Here is a 16,770-nt window from a genome sequence, read left to right on the forward strand (position 1 = left end):
CGGTAACGCGTCGGGGCTGAAGCCCCTCCCACAGGAAAGCACAAGCCGCGGCAAGCCTGGGAAACTCGAATCCCCAATCCCGAAGCCCTAATCCCGGCCCTTAAACTGCCTCGCCGAACGCCTTGGCCAGAGTGCGATAGGCCTTGCGCTGCGCCTCGGTCTCCGGCGCCGGCGCCAGCACTTCCAGTTCCACGATCTGGTCGCCGGCCGGGTTGCCCGGCAGGCCGCGGCCGCGCAGGCGCAGCTTGCGCCCGGCATCGGACTCCGGCGGGATCTTCAGCTCCACCGCCCCGCCCAGGGTCGGCACGCTGATGCTGGTGCCCAGCGCCGCCTGCCACGGCGTCACCGGCAGGGTGTACAGGATATTGAGCCCGTCCACCTCGAACTGCGGATGCGCGGCGTATTCGATTTCCAGCAGCAGGTTGCTGCCGCCGTTGCCCTGCCCGCTCAGCCGGATCACCTGGCCAGGACGCACGCCCTTGGGCACGCGCACGTCCAGTTGCTTGCCATTGATGGTGATGCGCACGCTGTCGCCGGCGTACACCGCTTCCAGCGGCACCGCCAGCTTGGCGCGGGTGTCGCCGCGCGGCGCCGCGCCCGCGCCGGGGCCAGGGCCGGCGCCGCCCTGGCGCGCGCGCTGCTGGCGCGCGAACAGGCTCTCGAAGAAATCGCTGAAACCGCCGCCGGCGCCGCCGTTGCCGAACACTTCCTCAAAGTCGTAGCCCTGCGCGCCGCCGTAGTTGGGCGGGGCCTGGAACTCTTCGCCGGGCCGGTAGCCCTGCGCGCGCAACTGGTCGTAGGCGGCGCGCTTGGGCGGATCGCGCAGCGCCTCGTAGGCCTCGTTGATGGCCTTGAACTTGTCCTCGGCGCCGGCCTCCTTGCTGACGTCGGGATGGTACTTGCGCGCCAGCCGCCGGTACGCGGTCTTGATCTCGGCGTCGCCCGCGCTGGGCTCCACGCCCAGGGTCGCGTAGTAATCCTTGAATTCCATCCATCACCTCAAAAAGAGTCGGCCCGCCGCCTTGCGGCAACGGGCCGGTTGCATGCTGCGCACCATCGCCCGGCCATTCTACCGGCCGGCCGCGAAGGCGCGGCGACGCCGTGGCGCCGCCGGCGCGTGCGGGCGCTTACTGCACGATCGTGGCCCCGGTGTCGACCTGGATCCGGCGCGGCGTGCTCGCCGGGCGCTTGGGGATGCGCACTTCCAGCACGCCATGGTAGCCGGTGGCGGAAATGCCGTCGGGATCGGCGCTGTCGGGCAGCGCGAAGCGGCGGTGGAAGCTGCCGTAGCGGCGCTCGATGCGCGAGAAGCGCTCGCTGTCGGCGGTGGACTCGCTCTTGCGCTCGCCCCGGATCGACAGGATGCCCTTGTCCATCGACACCTCGATCTCGGACGGGTCGATGCCGGGCAGGTCGGCGTACAGCACGAAGCGCTCGGCTTCTTCCTTGATGTCCACGCGCGGCACCCACTGCGCGGTGACGACGGCCGACTCGTCGGTGCCGCCGTTGGGGTCGAAGAAGCGGTCGAACACCTGCTTGATCTCGTTCTGGAAGGCGGCCTGGGCCGGCAACTGGCGATAACGGACGATGCTCATCTCGTAGTCTCCTGCAACGTGAATGGGATAGACCCTGACGGGTGGTTCGCGGCGCCGGGCCAGGCCCGCCGCCATGCCTGCCAGATAGGAATGGCCCTGCGCTTTTCAAGGGGCCTTGACGCTGCCTTCCCATATCGATTTCTAGACTCGATTCATCCAAGGAGCCCGACATGCCCATCCAGCCCGGCGAACGCATTCCCGAAGTGGTCCTGCAACGCATCCGCGAGGGCGTGGAGCAGGTCGATACCCGCACTCTGTTCGATGGCCACCGCGTGCTGCTGTTCGCAGTGCCCGGCGCGTTCACCCCGACCTGTTCGGAGAAGCACCTGCCCGGCTACGTCGAGCACTTCGAGGAGTTCCGCAAGCGCGGCATCGAGGTGTACTGCATGGCGGTCAACGACCCGTTCGTGATGCAGGCCTGGGGCAAGAGCCAGCTGGTGCCCGACGGCCTGCAGATGCTGTCCGACGGCAACGGCGACCTGGCCAAGGCGCTGGGCCTGGAAATGGACGCCAGCAGCTACGGCATGGGCGTGCGGGCGAAGCGCTTCGCGCTGTACGCCGAGGACGGCGTGGTGCGCGCGCTGTTCGTCGAGGCGCCGGGCGAATTCAAGGTCTCCGCGGCCGACTACGTGCTGCAGCATCTCCCTGACTGATCCCCTTCACCCACCACACAGGAACCGGCCAGCCATGTCCAACAAGCCAGCCAACGACGCCAAGCCGCTGCAGCACACCGCCGGCCTCACCGATACCGCCACGCTGCGCGCCAATGCGCGCCAGAGCATCGAGGACGGCGCGATCACCAAGAGCTACAGCGCCGACCGCGAGGCGGTGATCAAACTGCTCAACGATGCGCTCGCCACCGAATACGTGTGCGTGCTGCGCTACTACCGCCACTACTTCATGGCCTCGGGCATGCTCGCCGACTCGATCAAGGCCGAGTTCCTGGAGCACGCGCAGCAGGAGCAGGAGCACGCGCACAAGCTGGCCGAACGCATCGTGCAGCTGGGCGGCGAGCCGGATCTCAATCCCGACACGCTGACCGCGCGTTCGCACGCCGAGTACAAGGAAGGCGAGGACCTGCGCGACATGGTCAAGGAAAACCTGATCGCCGAGCGCATCGCCATCGACAGCTATCGCGAGATGATCAACTTCATCGGCGACAAGGACACCACCACCAAGCGCATCCTGGAGCAGATCCTGGCCCAGGAAGAAGAGCATGCCGACGAGTTTTCCGACCTGCTGGAAGGGTGGATCGGGAAGTAGTTCAGTCGATCGCCTGCATCGATACATCCAGTGCCCGGCACCTGCCGGGCGCTTTTTTTTGGCAATCGCGACGGGTTCATCGGTAACGCCCGTCGGGGTTGGAACAAGGGTCGGACGAGCCGGGCGCCCGCTTCCTGTAGGAGCGGCTTCAGCCGCGACAGAATCCATCCGCAAACCTGTCGCGGCTGAAGCCGCTCCCACAAGAGCCATGCCGCTTCACGTGTTTTCCTGGTTCGCAAGAAGACCGCGACAGCACGTCGTCGCCCGCTCGCAGCCCTCGCCTTTCGCAAGCACTGCAGCACCCTTGTGGGAGCGACTTCAGTCGCGACGGGCCTTACCGGTAGAGCCCGTCGCGGCTGAAGCCGCTCCTGCAACGTTCCCTCGACTGCAAGCAGCGAAGTCGAATGTTCCACATCCCGCGGCGCGCGCGCAATCCACGCGCAAGTGCGCTCAATGCAACACCCGGAACCGCACCTGCGTCCACGCGCCATTGCTGGCCAGCGCAGTCAAGGTATGGTCGCCAGCATCCGCGAAATCGCGCTGGAAGTTGCGCGCGCCCTCGGTGCGCGCGATCCAGCGCCCATCCAGCAGCCAGTCCACCGGCGCAGTGGTGCCGAGCGCACGCACCTGCAGGCGCACGCTGAGGCTGCCCGGCGCGCGCGCCAGTGTGGCGCGGTCGTTGAGGCCTTCGATGCGCAGCACGTCGTTGCCGCCGCGGCCGTCGTCGCGGCAGTCCGGCGCCAGGGCGGGCAGTTGTCCGGCCTGGCGTTCGCTGGCGTGCAGCCATGGAGTCAGCAGCGCCGGCCAGCGCGCGAGTTCGCGCTGCACGGCCTGGTGCGGCCGCGCGCAATCGGGCGACAGCCGCAGGCCGCTGCGCGCGTCCACTTGCACCGTGTCGCGGCCGGCGCTCCACAGCCGCGCGTCGCGCTCGGCGAAGGTCGGCGGCACCGCCCCGTCCAGCGCGTAGGCGGAGAAGCGCCGCTGGCACAGCGCGGGCGGGGTCTGTTCGGCGGCGATGCCCAGCGGCCAGCACACGTCCAGCTGCTGCACGTTGCCCGGCATCGGCCGCGGCGCGTTGTCGCCGCGCGCGCGCGGCAGGCTGTCGATGGTCTCGAACATCAGCGGCAGCGCGGTCACCGCGCCGTACTGGCCGGGCAGCGGCGTGCCGTCCGGGCGTCCGACCCAGACCCCGACCGTATAGCGGCGGGTGCTGCCGATCGCCCAGGCGTCGCGGTAGCCGTAGCTGGTGCCGGTCTTCCACGCCACCCGCGGGCGCGTGCCGACATCGAAGGTGCCGATGCCGTAGCCCGGGCGCGGGTTGGCCTCGAGGATCTCGCGCACGATCCACGCCGCGCCCGGTGACATCAGCCGCCGGTCGATGACCTTGTCGGTGGCGGTGTAGCGCACGTGCCCGGCGATGCCGTCGCGGTTCAGCGCGGCGAAGGCGCCGACCAGTTCTTCCAGCTGCGCGCCGGTGCCGCCGAGGATCAAGGCCAGGTTCGGGGTGCTGCCGCGCGGAAACTTCAGGCCGATGCCGGCATTGTTCAGGCGCGCGGCGAAGCGCGCCGGGCCGACCCGCTCGAGCAGGTCCACCGCCGGCACGTTCAGCGACAGGCGCAAGGCGCTGGCGGCGCCGACCGGACCGTTGAAGGCCTCGTCGAAATTGCCCGGGCGGTAGTCGCCGAAACTCTGCGGCGCGTCCACCAGCAGGCTTTCGGAATGGATCAGGCCGTCGTCCAGGGCCATGCCGTACAGGAACGGCTTGAGCGTGGAGCCGGGCGAGCGCCAGGCCTGGACCATGTCCACGTCGCCGAGCCGCTTGCGGTCGCCGAACGTCACCGAGCCGATGTAGGCGCGCGCCTGCAGGTCGCGGTTGTCCACCACCAGCAACGCCGCGGAGGTGCGCTCGGGCAGCTGCGAGAAATACGCGCTGACCCGGTCCTCCAGGGTGCGCTGCAGGTCCGCATCGATGGTGGAGACGATGTGCGCGGCGCGCGGCGATTGCCGGCGCAGGCGCTCGGCCAGCAGCGCGGCGTGCATCGGCGACTGCAGCGAGCGCGCCACCACCGGTTCGATGCGCGCGTCGTCGACCTGCTCGCGCGACCACACGTGCAGTTCGACCATGCGCTCGAGCACCTTGTCGCGCGCGGCGCGCGCAGCTTCCGGGTGCCGGTCCGGGCGCAGCCGGCTCGGCGCCTGCGGCAGCACCGCCAGCAGCGCCGCCTCGGCCTGCGACAGGCGCGCCGCCGGCTTGCCCAGGTAGGCCCAGCTCGCCGCATCCACGCCTTCGATGGTGCCGCCGTAGGGCGCGCGCTCCAGGTACAGCTGCAGGATCTGGCGCTTGCTCAGGTGCACTTCCAGTTGCAGCGCGCGCAACAACTGCTGCAGCTTGCCCAGCGGGCTGCGCGTGCTGACGTCGTCCGGCATCAGGATCCGCGCCACCTGCATGGTCAGGGTGGAACCGCCGGAGACGATGCGGCGCGAGAAGACCCACTGCTTGCCGGCGCGCAGCAACGCCCACGGGTTGACGCCGGGGTGATGCCAGAACCAGCGGTCCTCGTAGTTCAGCAGCGCCTGCAGGTACAGCGGCGACACGCTCTGCGGCGTGGCCGGGTAGCGCCACACGCCGTTGCCGTCGGCGAAGGCGCGCAACGGGGTACCATCGGCGGCCACCACCAGGGTGGAGGTGTCGCGCGATTTCGGCAGCGGCAGCGGGAACGCCAGGTCCAGCAGCAACAGCGTGGCCAGCAGCGCCGCGGTACCCCAGCGCAGCACGCGCCACTGCGTGCGGCTCCAAGGCAGCTTCGGCAGCAGGCGCGTCCAGCGCCGGGTGCGCCACGCGCGGGGCGTGGCGGCGGAGACGTCCTGTGACATGCGGGCTCCCGGTGGAAGCGGCTATTTTGCCCGTTGTGGCGGCGCCGGCGCATCCGCGCGATGCAATTGCACCGCCTGCACCAGAAAGGGCGCGCACAGCGCCTGGGCCGCATCGTGCTCCACCACCAGATGGTCGATCGCCGCCACCGCGGCCACCAGATGCGGCGCATGCGCGCCGAGTTTGTCCACGGTGACCACCACCGCGGTCTCGCCGCTGGCCTCGATCATCGCGCGCTTGAACAGCGCCTCCTCGCCGTCCACGCCCCACAACCCGCGCTCGGCATCGACCGCGCAGGCGCCGGGAAAGCACAGGTCGGCGCGGACCTGGCGCAGTTGCTGCAGCGCCTGCGCGCCGACGGCGGCGCCGATGCGCGGATCGATCCGGCCGCCGATCAGCAGGATCTCGAAACCTTCGCGCGGCATCAGCAGTTGGGCGATGTCCGGCGCATTGGTGACCACGGTCAGGCGCTGCCGCGGCGGCAGCGCGGCGGCGATGGCGCTGTTGGTGGAGCCGGCGTCGATCAGCAGCACCTGCCCGGGGCGCACCAGCGCGGCGGCGGCCTGCGCAAGCGCGCGCTTGCGCTCGGCATGTTCCTCGTGCCGCTGCGGCAGCGGCGCGAAGCCGGGCGTGGGCGGCAGCGCACCGCCGTAGACGCGGCGGCACAGGCCCTGCGCGGCGAGGTCGCGCAGGTCGCGGCGGATCGAATCCTCCGACACCGCGAACGCGGCGGCCAGTTCCGCGGCCACCACCCGGCCGTGCTCGCGCAGGCGCTGCAGGATCGCCTGTTGGCGTTCCTGCGGCAGTGCGTCGGCGGCGGCACTCATGCGTCCGGCCCGGCGCCGCTTAGCGGCAGGCCCAGCGCGCGCAGCTCGGCACGCAGCGTGGCCGCGTCGCGAAAGTGCAGCGCGTGCAGGCCCTGCGCGGCGGCGGCGTGGACATTGCGCGGCGCGTCGTCGATGAACACCGCGCGCGCCGGATCGATGGCGTAGCGCGACAGCAGCAGCGCGAAGATCGCCGGATCCGGCTTCACCAGGCGCTCCTGCCCGGACACCAGGATCCCGGCGAAACGCTGCAGGAACGCATAGCGCTGCAGCGCGACCGGGAACGTCTCGTGCGACCAGTTGGTCAGCGCGTACAGGCGCACGCCCTGTGCGTGCAGTTCTTCCAGGATCTGCACGCTGGCGTCGAGCGGGCCGCCGAGCGTCTCTTCCCAGCGCAGGTGATAGGCGGCGATGCGCTCGGCCTGCGCCGGATGCAACGCGCTCAATTCGGCGACCGCCTCGTGCCACGGCCGGCCGGCGTCCTGGCGCTCGTTCCACTGCGGCGAGCACACCTCGGCGAGGAAGCGCTCCATCTCGGCTTCGTCGTCGAACAGTTGCCGGTACAGATGGCGCGGGTTCCAGTCGATCAGCACGCCGCCGAGGTCGAAGATCACGGTGTCCGGGGCGTGCGCGGGAATGGAGGGCATGGCGTGGTACTCCTTGGTCGGATCAGTGCCGCAGCAGCCGCGATCCCATCGCCACCAGCAGCAACAGCCCGGACACCGCCAGCAACGCGGCGGGCAGGCTGCTGGCGTGGGCGAGGAAGCCGATCAGCGCCGGGCCGGCGAGCAGGCCGGTATAGCCGAGCGTGGTCAGCGCGGCAATGGCCACCGCCGGCGAGGTGCCGGGCAGGCGCCCGGCCGCGCCGAACAGGATCGGCACCAGGTTCGACACGCCCAGGCCGACCAGCGCATAACCGAGCAGACCGCTGGCGACACCCGGCAGCTGCGTGGCCAGCAGCAGGCCGCAGGCGGCCAGCGAGGCGCCGGCCGCCAGCATCGCCGGCTGGCCGATCCGCGCGACCACCCGGTCGCCGCCGAAGCGGCCGGCCGCCATCGCCACCGAGAACAGCGCATAGCCGACGCCGGCGTAACGCGTGTCCACGCCATGCAACTCGCGCAGCAGCACCGCGCTCCAGTCGAGCATCGCGCCTTCGGCCAACAGGCAGATGAAACACAGCGCCGCCAGCACCAGCACCACGCCGCGCGGCAGGCGCAGCGGGACGCGCTGTGCCGGGTCGCCGGCGGCGACGCGCAGCAGGCCGGAGCGCTGCCACAGCAGCAACGCCAGCAACAGCGCCGACACCGCGAGCGTCGCTGCCAGCAGCGGTGCGCCGGCCGCGAGCAGCGCGCTCATCGCCGCCGCGCCGCTCAGCCCGCCGACGCTGAACACGCCATGGAAACTCGACATCACCGGACGCCCGGCGCGTTTTTCGGTCTCCACGCCGTGCGCGTTCATCGCCACGTCCAGCGCGCCGAGCGCGGCACCGAAGTACAGCAGCGCGGCGACCACGCTCGGCAGGGTCGGCGCCAGCGCCACCAGCGGCAGGCCCAGGCACAGCGCCAGCCCGGAAGCGACCATGACCGCGCGGCTGCCGACGCGGTGGCTGAGTACGCCGGCCAGCGGCATCGCCAGGATCGAGCCGCCGCCGAAGGCGAGCAGCACCAGGCCCAAGGCGGCATCGTCCAGCGCGAAGCGCGCTTTGACGTACGGCACCATCGGCGCCCATGCGGCCATCGCGATCCCGGACAGCAGGAACACCCAGCGGGTGGCGCGGATCGCAGGCCTGGCGGCGTCGGGGAAGGTGGGCGTAACGCCATCCACTGTGGCGAGGTGGGTCGGTAGGCATGCGGCGACTGTACTGAAACACGCACAAACGTGCAACAAGCCGCAAAATACCGCATAGACAGCTGGCGGTGGAACGCCGTGGCGCAGCTACGAAGTCGAAGACGATCCGCGATGCGCACTACTGCTGCCCGGCGCCCGACCATCGTGCAAGAAGAGGCTTCAACCCTGCTTCAACGGCAAGGCGTCGAGCACAAAGCATCCCGCCACGCCTGCGCCGCGCTTACGGAATCACGCAGCATGCGCACGCGCCTGCATGGGATCGCCCTGCCCGGCCGTGCAGGTGCTGCATGCGGCATCGCCACTTGCGCTCCGGACGACAGGGCCACACAGCCGGCGTCACTCCCCGCGGCCGTCCGCCGCCAGCGGCAGGCGCAGCGTGGCCACGCTGCCGGCGGCATCCGCACGCGCCCCGAGGCTCAGGCTGCCGCCTTGCGCCTCCAGGATCTGCCGCGACAGCACCAGGCCGATGCCCGACCCGCCGGGCTTGGTGGTGAAGAACGGCACGAACAGGTTGTCGCTGGGCGGTAGCCCGGCGCCGCCATCGAGGATTTCGATCAACGCGCAGGCGCCATCGCTGCGCGCGCGCAGCACCACCGGCGCGCTGCCGCCGGACTCCAGCGCGTTGCGCAGCAGATTGATCAGCACTTGCTCGAGTTGGTCGGCATCGGCGCGCAGCCGCAGCTGCGGCTCGATCTCGACCAGCACTCGCACATCGTCGAGCAGCCGCTGCACGCGCACACATAGCGGTGCCAGTTCCACGGTTGCCAGCACCGGCACTGGCAACCTGGCCAGGCGCGCGTAGCCGCCGAGGAAGCGCTGCAGCGCCGCGCTGCGCTGTTCGATCACACCCAGGCCGTTGCGCAGATCCTCATGCAGCTCGGCGTCGAGCGTGTCCGGCGCGGCCGCCAGCAAACGCCCGAGCGTATCGGCGATCGAGCCGATCGGCGCCAGCGAGTTGTTGATCTCGTGGCCGAGTACGCGCAACAGGCGGCGGAAGGCTTGCGCCTCCTCCTCGCGCAATGCGCGCTCCATCGGCTGCACCAGCAGCAGGCGCCCAGCCTGGCTGCGGCTGCGCAACGCGGCATGGCCGATCTGCCAGCGCCCCTGCTGGCCGGCGAAGGCATGCGCGTGGATGCTGCCCGACGGCAACGCGAACAATCCGGCCAGGCCCAGCGCCTGCGCGGACTGCCCGATCAGGTGCTCGGCGGCGGCGCCGAGCAGGCGCTCGCCGGCCGGATTGACCAGGCGCAGGCGCTGGTCCTGTTCGAACGCGAACACCGCCCCGTCCAGCGCCGCCAGGGTCTTGCTCAGCAGCTGCAGGCTCTCGTGCGAATCGCGCTGCTCGTCCTGCAGTCGCTGCGCCAGCGCGTTGAACCGCTGCAGCAGGCCATCGCTGTCGCGATCGCGCGCGTCCTGCGCCATCCGCACGCTGTAGTCGCCCTCGCGCAGCGCCTCGAGCAGGCCGCCCAGCGTGCGCAGACGCTGCCCGGCATCGCGCTGCTGCCAGCGCCACAGCGCGGCGGTCAGCGCCAGCACGCACAGCATCAGCACGGCCGCTTCGGGCGGCCGTGGCGCGCCGACCGCGAGCACCAGCGCCAACGCCAGTACCGCCGGCGCCGCCAGCCACAACGGTCGCCGCCGTTGCCGCTCAGCCGCCGTCATCGCTGCGCAGGCCGTGTTTGCCCAGGCGCCGGTACAGGCTCTGCCGGGTGATGCCGAGCTGGTCGGCGGCGCGCTGCAGATTGCCCTGCTGCTGCGCCAATGCCTGGCGCAGCAGCAGCGCCTCGGCTTCTTCGAGGGTCAGCTGGGTGGACAAGGCCGGCGCGACAGCAGCAGCCGGCTGCAGGCGCAGGTCGTCGCTGCCCAGCGTCGCGCCATCGGCGAGCAGCGCGGCGCGTTCCATCGCGTGCGCCAGTTCGCGCACGTTGCCGGGCCAGGCGTAGCCGAGCAAGGCGCGCTCGGCGTCGCGTGCCAACGCCGGCAGCGGCCGCCGGTAGCGCGTGCAGGCGGCAGCCAGGTAGTGCCGCGCCAGCGGCAGGATGTCGGCCGCGCGCTCGCGCAACGGCGGCACCCGCAGCTGGAAGGTGTTGAGCCGGTACAGCAGGTCCTGGCGGAAATTCCCGGCCGCCACTTCGGCGTCCAGGTCGGCATTGGTCGCGGCGACGATGCGCACGTCCACGCGCTGCGTGCGCGAGGACCCGAGCCGCTCGAATTCGCCATCCTCGATCGCGCGCAGCAGCTTGGGCTGCTGCTGCAGCGGCAGGTTGCCGATCTCGTCCAGGAACAGGGTGCCGCCGTCGGCCAGTTCGAAGCGGCCGGCGCGGTCCTGCCGCGCGTCGGTGTAGGCGCCGCGCACATTGCCGAACAGTTCGGCCTCGAACAGGGTCGGCGCCAATCCGCCGATGTTGACCTTGACGAAGGCCTGCGCGCGGCGCGGCGACCACTGGTGCAGCAGCTGCGCGAGCAGGCTCTTGCCGGTGCCGTTCTCGCCCAGCAGCAACACGTTGGCGCCGCTGCCGGCGATGCGCAGCAGGTCCTCGACCAGGCGCTGCATCGGCGCCGATTCGGCGACGAAACCGGCCGCGCCGTCCTGCAGCAGCAAGGCCTGCGCCTCGCCGAGCCGCTGCGCGTTGCGGCGGCTGCGGTCCAGCGCGATGCGGCTGTCCAGCACCGCGAGCACGCGCGCGTTCTGCCACGGCTTCTCGATGAAATCCACCGCGCCGTCGCGCATCGCCGCCACCGCCAGCTCGATGCTGGCCCAGGCGGTCATCGCGATCACCGGCAAGCCCGGCCACTGCGCGGCGATCTGCGCGATCAGCGCCAATCCTTCCGCGCCGGAGGTGGTGTCGCGGGCGTAGTTCATGTCCACCAGCACCGCGGCGAACTCATCGCCGCGCAGGCAGGCCAGCGCCAGCTCCGGCGACTCGGTGCCGACCATGCCGTAGCCGGCGCTCTTGAGCAGCATGCGCAAGGCCTCGCGCACATCCGCCTGGTCGTCGACCACCAGGATGCGCGGCGACGCCGCGGTCAGCGGTTTCATCGCCGAGACCTCATTCCGTTGACACCCAGTTTTCCAGGCGCAGGCCGATAACGCGCTCGAACTCGCGCACGTTGTTGGTGACCAGCACCGCATCCACGGCCAGGGCATGCGCCGCGATCAACTGGTCCAGCGCACCGATCGGGGTGCCCTTGCGCTCCAGTCCGCTGCGCAGCGCGCCATAGCGGCGCATGGCCGCTTCGTCGAACGGCAGGATGTCCAGCGGCGCCAGGAACTTGTCCAGCGCCTGCCGATTGCGTGGCGAGCCGCTCTTGTCCACGCCATAGGCCAATTCGGTGCCGGTGATGCTGGAAATGGCGACCTGCCCGATGCGCAACGCGGCAAAGCGATCGAGCACACCGGGCGGACGGCGGTTGATGATGTAGATGCAGATGTTGGTGTCGAGCAGATAGAGCGGCTGACTCATACGGGCCACTCGCCGCGCACCTGCTGTTCGGGCTGCTCGCGCTGCAATTGGAAGCCGGGCTCGAACTCCTCCAACGCCTCGCGCAGCAACTGCCAGGGGGCATCCAGCGGCAACAGCAGTACGCCGTTGCCGAAACGCCGGGCGATCACCTCCTCCCCTTCGAAGCGCAAAGCCTTGGGCAGGCGGACGGCCTGACTGCGCCCGGACTGGAACAGTTTCGCAGTCGTGGTCATGGCGATACTCCAATGGCAATGGATTGATATATACCGATGATATATACCACCTCGACAGTGTCAATGCCGCCCCTCGCCGTCCCGCCTGCCAAGGTTTCATTCGGCGCGCAACGCCTGCATCGGCGGCACCCGCGCCGCACGCTGCGCCGGCGCCAGCGCCGCGAGCAGGCCGGCCGCGGCGAGCACCAGCAGCACCGCGCCGATCGCCAGCGGATCGGCCACCCGCACCTCGAACAGGAAGCGCTGCAGCAGCCGCGACAGCGCCATCGCCACGCCCAGGCCCAGCAGCAGCCCGATCCCGATCTGCAGGCCGGCCTCGCGCAGCACCTGCCGCCGCAGCCGCGCCGGCGGCGCGCCGAGCGCGGCGCGCACGCCGAACTCGTGCTGGCGCGCGGCCACCGCCACCGCCATCACCGCGTACAGGCCGACCGCGGCCAGCAGCAGCGCCAGCGCCGCGAACAGGCCGACCAGCAGCAGGTTGAGCTTCTGCTCGCCGGTGGTACTGGCGACCAGCGCCTGCATCGGCTGCAGGTCGGCGATCGGCTGCTGCGGCGCCACTTCGTCGATCGCCGCACGCAGCGCGCGCTCGTCGGCGCCCAGCGCACCGGCATGCAGGCGCACCGCATAGGTCAACGCGCCGAAGCTGCGCATGATCTGCCACATCGGCTCGCTCATCTGCGCCAGCGGCTGGTACACCATGGGCTCCGGCGGCTGGGCCGGGCCGGCGTGGCGCACGTCGCCGACCACGCCGACCACGCGCATCGGCAAGCGGTTGTTGCCGCCGTCGTCGGGCACGGTGACGATCTTGCCGAGCGCATGGCCGTGCAGGTAACGCTCGGCGAACGTGGCACTGACCACGCAGATCTTCTCGGCACCGGCCACGTCGCCCTCGGCGATGCCGCGCCCGGCCAGCAACGGGATGCGAAACACCTGCAGGAATTGCGGCGTGGCCAGGCGGTACTGGCTGTTGACGGACGGCATGCCGTCCACCTCCACGCTCCAGCTCAACTGCGTGGTGGCCGGCGGATTGGTCGACACACCGACGCGTTCGATGCCGGGCACCTGCTGCAGCCGCGCGACGATGCGTCGGGTCTGCTCCACCGCATCGTGCACCGTGGCGTAGCGCTCCTTCACCGGCGCCAGGGTGAACACCACCGCGGAGCGGCTTTCGAACCCCATCGGCACTTCCGCCAGCTTCTGCAGCGTGCGCGTGAACAGCGCCGCGCCGATCAGCAGCATCACGGCGATGGCCACCTGCGCGATCACCAGCGTGCGGCCGAGGCGGCCGGCCTGCAGGCTCCAGCCGCCACGTCCGCCGTCGGCCAGTTCCGTCACCAGGTTGCGGCGGCGGCCGCGGACGATGCCCAGCGCGGCGGCCACTACCGCGGTAGCGCCGCCGGCGAGCAGCGCGAACAGCGCGCTGGCGCCGGTCAGGTGCGCGGCCTCGCCGCGCATCCACAGCAACGGCACCCAACCGCCGAGCAGGCGCAGGCCGAGCCAGGCCAGGGCCAGCCCGGCCAGACTGCCGAGTGCGCCGATCAGCACGCCTTCGGCCAGCGCCGGCAGGCTCAGCCGCAACCATGGCGCACCGAGCGCGGCGCGCACCGCGCTGTCGTGACTGCGGCCGAGCGCGCGCAGCAGCATCAGGCTGGTCAGGTTGATCGCCGCGATCAGCAGCACGCAGGCCGCCGCGGCGAAGAACAGCCACAGCGTGTTGCCGCTGTAGGAGGTGTACAGGCTGTCCTGCAACAGCAAGGCGTTCGGCGGCTCCCGTTGCAAGCTCCGCCACCATGATTCGTCCATGTACGGGCTGTTGCGCAGCAAGCCCTTGATCACCACCGCGGTCTGCGCGGACGCGGCGGCCACACCAACGCCCGGCCGCAACCGCGCCACCACGATCTCGTTGGTGGACAGGTTGGTCGCCGCCAGGTCCGGCTGCATGTTGCGGATCAGGTCGAACGGCTCGGCCCAGGGAAAGTCCGCGGGCAGCACACCGACGATCTGCACCGGCTTGCCCTCGACCTGCAAGGTACGCCCAACCGCTGCCGGATCGCCGCCGAAATAACGCTGCCAGAAGCGATGCGCAAGGATCACCGCCTGCGGCCCGCCGGGCCGGCTTTCCTCGGCCGTGAAGTTGCGCCCTGCCGCCATCGGCATGCCCAGCGTACGCAGAAATCCCTCGTCGGCGCTGATCGCAGCGATCACCTCGCTGGCATCGCCGCGGGCGATGTTGGTCGGCACCGGAAACCCACGCACGATACCGACGGCCTGCATGCTCGGCATGCGCCGCAACACCGGGTAATAGCCGGGCGCGGCGACGTTGTGGCCGCCAGAGGGCAGGCCCAGGGTGACCAGACGCTGCGGCTGCGGGAACGGCAGCGGCTTCAGCAAGGCCTGGTCGAGCAGCGCGAACACCGCGGTGGTGGTGGCCACGCCCAACGCCAGGGTCAGCACCGCCAGCAGCAGGTAGCCGGGCTTGCGCGCCAGCGCGCGCCAGGATTGCCGCGCTTCGGCCAGGTACATGGCGGCGCTCATCGCGCCTGCTCCGCGGCGCGCGCCGGCAGCGCCAGGTCCTGCTCGTGGCGCAGACGCTCGAAGGTGTCTTCGTCGACGATGCGCCCGTCGAGCATGTGCACGATGCGCTGCGCGCGCCGCGCGAACGCCGCATCGTGGGTGACCATGCACAAGGTGGTGCCGTTGTCGTGCAGCTGTTCCAGCAGTTGCATCACCGCCTCGCCATTGCGGGTGTCGAGATTGCCGGTGGGTTCGTCGGCGAGCAGGATCGACGGATTGCCGGCCAGCGCGCGCGCCACCGCCACGCGCTGCTGCTGGCCGCCGGACAGCTGCCCCGGATAGTGCTTGTGGCGATGGTGCATGCCGACCAGTTCCAGCACTTCGCGCACGCGCTGGCGGATCCGGCCGCGCTCGGCGCCGTCGCGATAGGTCAGCGGCAGCGCCACGTTCTCTTCCACGGTGAGGTCGGCGATCAGGTTGAAGGCCTGGAAGATGAAACCGATCTCGGCGTTGCGGATGCGCGCGCGGCCGACCGCGTCCAGTTCGGCGACGCTGCGGCCGTTGAGCCGGTAGGTGCCGCCGCTGGGCGCATCGAGCAGGCCGAGGATCGACAGCAGGGTCGATTTGCCGCAGCCGGACGGCCCGGTGATGGCGACGAAATCGCCGCGCGCCACGTCCAGCGCGATCTCGGCCAGGGCGTGGGTCTCCACTTCGTCGGTATGGAACACCTTGCCCAACCCGTGCAGGCGGATCAGCGGTTCGACGGAAGCTGCGGGAAGTGCGGTCATTCTGGTTCTCCTGGAGCGCTAGCGTAAGCGCAGGGTGGCGTAGGCGTTCCACTGGCTGGTGTCGGACAGCACGACTTGCTCGCCGGCGCGCAGCCCGGCACGCACTTCGATGCGATCGCTGGAGGCGGCGCCGAAGCGCACGCGGATGCGTTGCGCGCGCGCGCCGCCGTCGCGCAGCACGAACAGGGTGCCGGCGGTGTTCGGGGCGGCCAGGGCCGGGCGCGGGATGCTGACCACGTCGCGCAGGGTGCCGAGCACGATGCGTCCGTCCACCGACAGGTCCGGGCGCACGCCCGATGGCAGCGGCGGCGCCAGGCGCACGTCGACCACCACGCTGCCGCTGCGCACTGCCGGGTCGATCCGCGCCACCTGCCCGCTGACCACGCCGTTGTGCGTGTCCACCGCGACCGGCTGCTCGTCGATCACGTCCTTGGCCAGCACCTCGGCCACCTGCAGCCGCGCCAATAGATCGTCCGGGCGCGCGACTCGCGCCAGCTTGGCGCCGGCCTCGACGCGCTGGCCGGGCTCCACGTCCACCTGCTGCAGGATGCCGTCGCTGCCGGCACGCACCTGCAGCGAGGCGGCCTGTTGCGCGGCGATGGCCAGGGCGCTGGCGGCCTGCGCGCGCCGCGCCTGGGCGGCGCGCAACTGCGCGGCCATGTTCTGCCGGAACGCGGCCACGCGTTTGGTTTCGATGCCGGCGCGGCCGCGCTGCTGCGCTTCGACGATCTGGCTCTGGGTCAGGTCGATCGCCGAGATCGCGCCGCCGTCGTGGCCGCGCCGGTAGGCCTGCGCCTTGATCTGCGCGAGCTGCAGATCGGACGCGGCCTGCGCCTGCAGCGCCTGCTGGTCCAGCAGTTGCGAAGCCAGCGCCGCGTGCAGCGCGGCCAGGTCGGCATCGGCGCCGGCCAGTGCGGCGCGGGCGCGGTCCAGGCCGGCATCCAGCTCGGGATTGGCCAATTGCAGGATCAGCGTATCGGCCTGCACCCGCGCGCCGGCATCGACCAGCTGTTGCTGCACGGTGGCGGTGGCGCCGGCGGTGATCCAGCGGATCTGCCGCGGCACCAGCACGCCGTTGGCGCGGATCTCGCGGCGCATCTCGCCGCGCGTGGCCGCGTCGATCCACAGCTCGCTGCGGCTGACCTGCGGCGCGGCGCGGCCCGCACCCAACAGCACCACGCCGAGCAGCAGCACGGCCGCCACGGCCAACGCCAGCCAGCGGCGCCGGTGGCGCCAGATCGAACGGTGCGGAGACTTCGCGATATCCATGGCCATTGCAGAGCAGGCCGCATGCCAATCGGCGAAGCGCTATAACTCGTTGAAAGAATTGCCTATCGCCCGCGTCGGATGCGGCCGCCGCGTCCGCAAG

At 70.9% G+C, this 16,770-nt stretch carries 15 protein-coding genes; 2 read left to right on the top strand and 13 right to left on the bottom strand.

Translation table 11 applies throughout. The features are described from left to right. Positions 1-100: 100 nt before the first annotated feature. Both HEP73_RS16195 and HEP73_RS16200 read right to left on the bottom strand, forming a co-directional pair. Complete coding sequence (locus HEP73_RS16195; protein WP_185820762.1) at positions 101-991, bottom strand: DnaJ C-terminal domain-containing protein; 891 nt, start codon at positions 989-991, stop codon at positions 101-103. A gap of 136 nt (positions 992-1,127) precedes the next feature. Continuing rightward, positions 1,128-1,595: an Hsp20/alpha crystallin family protein gene (locus HEP73_RS16200; protein ID WP_185820763.1), complete on the bottom strand. Its 468-nt coding sequence runs from the start codon at positions 1,593-1,595 to the stop codon at positions 1,128-1,130. 170 nt (positions 1,596-1,765) lie between these two features. Here HEP73_RS16200 and HEP73_RS16205 point away from each other — a divergent pair, with 170 nt between their 5' ends. Further along, complete coding sequence (locus tag HEP73_RS16205; protein WP_185813608.1) at positions 1,766-2,248, top strand: peroxiredoxin; 483 nt, start codon at positions 1,766-1,768, stop codon at positions 2,246-2,248. 34 nt (positions 2,249-2,282) lie between these two features. Continuing rightward, a complete protein-coding gene (locus HEP73_RS16210; protein WP_185813609.1) occupies positions 2,283-2,858 on the top strand; it encodes a ferritin-like domain-containing protein in 576 nt (191 codons plus the stop codon). Between the two features lie 450 nt (positions 2,859-3,308). On the opposite strand, the gene pbpC is transcribed toward HEP73_RS16210, so the two are convergent. From pbpC to HEP73_RS16265, 11 genes are all read right to left on the bottom strand, one after another. Next, on the bottom strand, positions 3,309-5,732 hold the full coding sequence (pbpC, locus tag HEP73_RS16215) for a penicillin-binding protein 1C (protein WP_185820764.1): 2,424 nt from the start codon (positions 5,730-5,732) through the stop codon (positions 3,309-3,311). A gap of 21 nt (positions 5,733-5,753) precedes the next feature. Continuing rightward, positions 5,754-6,557: a DeoR/GlpR family DNA-binding transcription regulator gene (locus HEP73_RS16220; RefSeq protein WP_185820765.1), complete on the bottom strand. Its 804-nt coding sequence runs from the start codon at positions 6,555-6,557 to the stop codon at positions 5,754-5,756. Further along, the gene (locus HEP73_RS16225) at positions 6,554-7,201 is read right to left on the bottom strand and encodes an HAD family hydrolase (protein WP_185820766.1); all 648 of its coding nucleotides are present in this window, start codon (positions 7,199-7,201) and stop codon (positions 6,554-6,556) included. Before HEP73_RS16225 ends, HEP73_RS16220 begins: the two co-directional genes overlap by 4 nt. 22 nt (positions 7,202-7,223) lie before the next feature. Then, entirely contained in the window at positions 7,224-8,378 is a 1,155-nt protein-coding gene (locus HEP73_RS16230; protein ID WP_255423535.1) for an MFS transporter, read from the bottom strand. Positions 8,379-8,738: 360 nt separating this feature from the next. Beyond that, positions 8,739-9,245, bottom strand: coding sequence for a sensor histidine kinase (locus HEP73_RS22500; protein ID WP_221899421.1), 507 nt, complete (start codon positions 9,243-9,245; stop codon positions 8,739-8,741). 805 nt (positions 9,246-10,050) lie between these two features. Next, the gene (locus HEP73_RS16240; RefSeq protein ID WP_185820768.1) at positions 10,051-11,442 is read right to left on the bottom strand and encodes a sigma-54-dependent transcriptional regulator; all 1,392 of its coding nucleotides are present in this window, start codon (positions 11,440-11,442) and stop codon (positions 10,051-10,053) included. A 10-nt stretch (positions 11,443-11,452) separates the two neighbouring features. Further along, the gene (gene vapC, locus HEP73_RS16245) at positions 11,453-11,866 is read right to left on the bottom strand and encodes a type II toxin-antitoxin system tRNA(fMet)-specific endonuclease VapC (RefSeq protein WP_185820769.1); all 414 of its coding nucleotides are present in this window, start codon (positions 11,864-11,866) and stop codon (positions 11,453-11,455) included. Next, positions 11,863-12,099, bottom strand: a complete 237-nt coding sequence (locus tag HEP73_RS16250) for an antitoxin (RefSeq protein WP_185813619.1) — start codon at positions 12,097-12,099, stop codon at positions 11,863-11,865. Before HEP73_RS16250 ends, vapC begins: the two co-directional genes overlap by 4 nt. A gap of 96 nt (positions 12,100-12,195) precedes the next feature. Next, on the bottom strand, positions 12,196-14,634 hold the full coding sequence (locus HEP73_RS16255) for an ADOP family duplicated permease (RefSeq protein WP_185820770.1): 2,439 nt from the start codon (positions 14,632-14,634) through the stop codon (positions 12,196-12,198). Then, positions 14,631-15,368: an ABC transporter ATP-binding protein gene (locus tag HEP73_RS16260; RefSeq protein ID WP_458309693.1), complete on the bottom strand. Its 738-nt coding sequence runs from the start codon at positions 15,366-15,368 to the stop codon at positions 14,631-14,633. Before HEP73_RS16260 ends, HEP73_RS16255 begins: the two co-directional genes overlap by 4 nt. A gap of 51 nt (positions 15,369-15,419) precedes the next feature. After that, positions 15,420-16,670, bottom strand: coding sequence for an efflux RND transporter periplasmic adaptor subunit (locus HEP73_RS16265; protein ID WP_185820772.1), 1,251 nt, complete (start codon positions 16,668-16,670; stop codon positions 15,420-15,422). Positions 16,671-16,770 lie beyond the last annotated feature (100 nt).

This window comes from Xanthomonas sp. GW (genome assembly GCF_014236815.1).
In the GTDB taxonomy this organism is placed as follows: domain Bacteria; phylum Pseudomonadota; class Gammaproteobacteria; order Xanthomonadales; family Xanthomonadaceae; genus Xanthomonas_A.

Coding starts and splice junctions, on each gene's coding strand:
- HEP73_RS16195 (WP_185820762.1), bottom strand. CDS start 991: ATGGAATTCAAGGATTACTACGCGACCCTGGGCGTGGAGCCCAGCGCG.
- HEP73_RS16200 (WP_185820763.1), bottom strand. CDS start 1,595: ATGAGCATCGTCCGTTATCGCCAGTTGCCGGCCCAGGCCGCCTTCCAG.
- HEP73_RS16205 (WP_185813608.1), top strand. CDS start 1,766: ATGCCCATCCAGCCCGGCGAACGCATTCCCGAAGTGGTCCTGCAACGC.
- HEP73_RS16210 (WP_185813609.1), top strand. CDS start 2,283: ATGTCCAACAAGCCAGCCAACGACGCCAAGCCGCTGCAGCACACCGCC.
- pbpC (WP_185820764.1), bottom strand. CDS start 5,732: ATGTCACAGGACGTCTCCGCCGCCACGCCCCGCGCGTGGCGCACCCGG.
- HEP73_RS16220 (WP_185820765.1), bottom strand. CDS start 6,557: ATGAGTGCCGCCGCCGACGCACTGCCGCAGGAACGCCAACAGGCGATC.
- HEP73_RS16225 (WP_185820766.1), bottom strand. CDS start 7,201: ATGCCCTCCATTCCCGCGCACGCCCCGGACACCGTGATCTTCGACCTC.
- HEP73_RS16240 (WP_185820768.1), bottom strand. CDS start 11,442: ATGAAACCGCTGACCGCGGCGTCGCCGCGCATCCTGGTGGTCGACGAC.
- vapC (WP_185820769.1), bottom strand. CDS start 11,866: ATGAGTCAGCCGCTCTATCTGCTCGACACCAACATCTGCATCTACATC.
- HEP73_RS16250 (WP_185813619.1), bottom strand. CDS start 12,099: ATGACCACGACTGCGAAACTGTTCCAGTCCGGGCGCAGTCAGGCCGTC.
- HEP73_RS16255 (WP_185820770.1), bottom strand. CDS start 14,634: ATGAGCGCCGCCATGTACCTGGCCGAAGCGCGGCAATCCTGGCGCGCG.
- HEP73_RS16265 (WP_185820772.1), bottom strand. CDS start 16,670: ATGGATATCGCGAAGTCTCCGCACCGTTCGATCTGGCGCCACCGGCGC.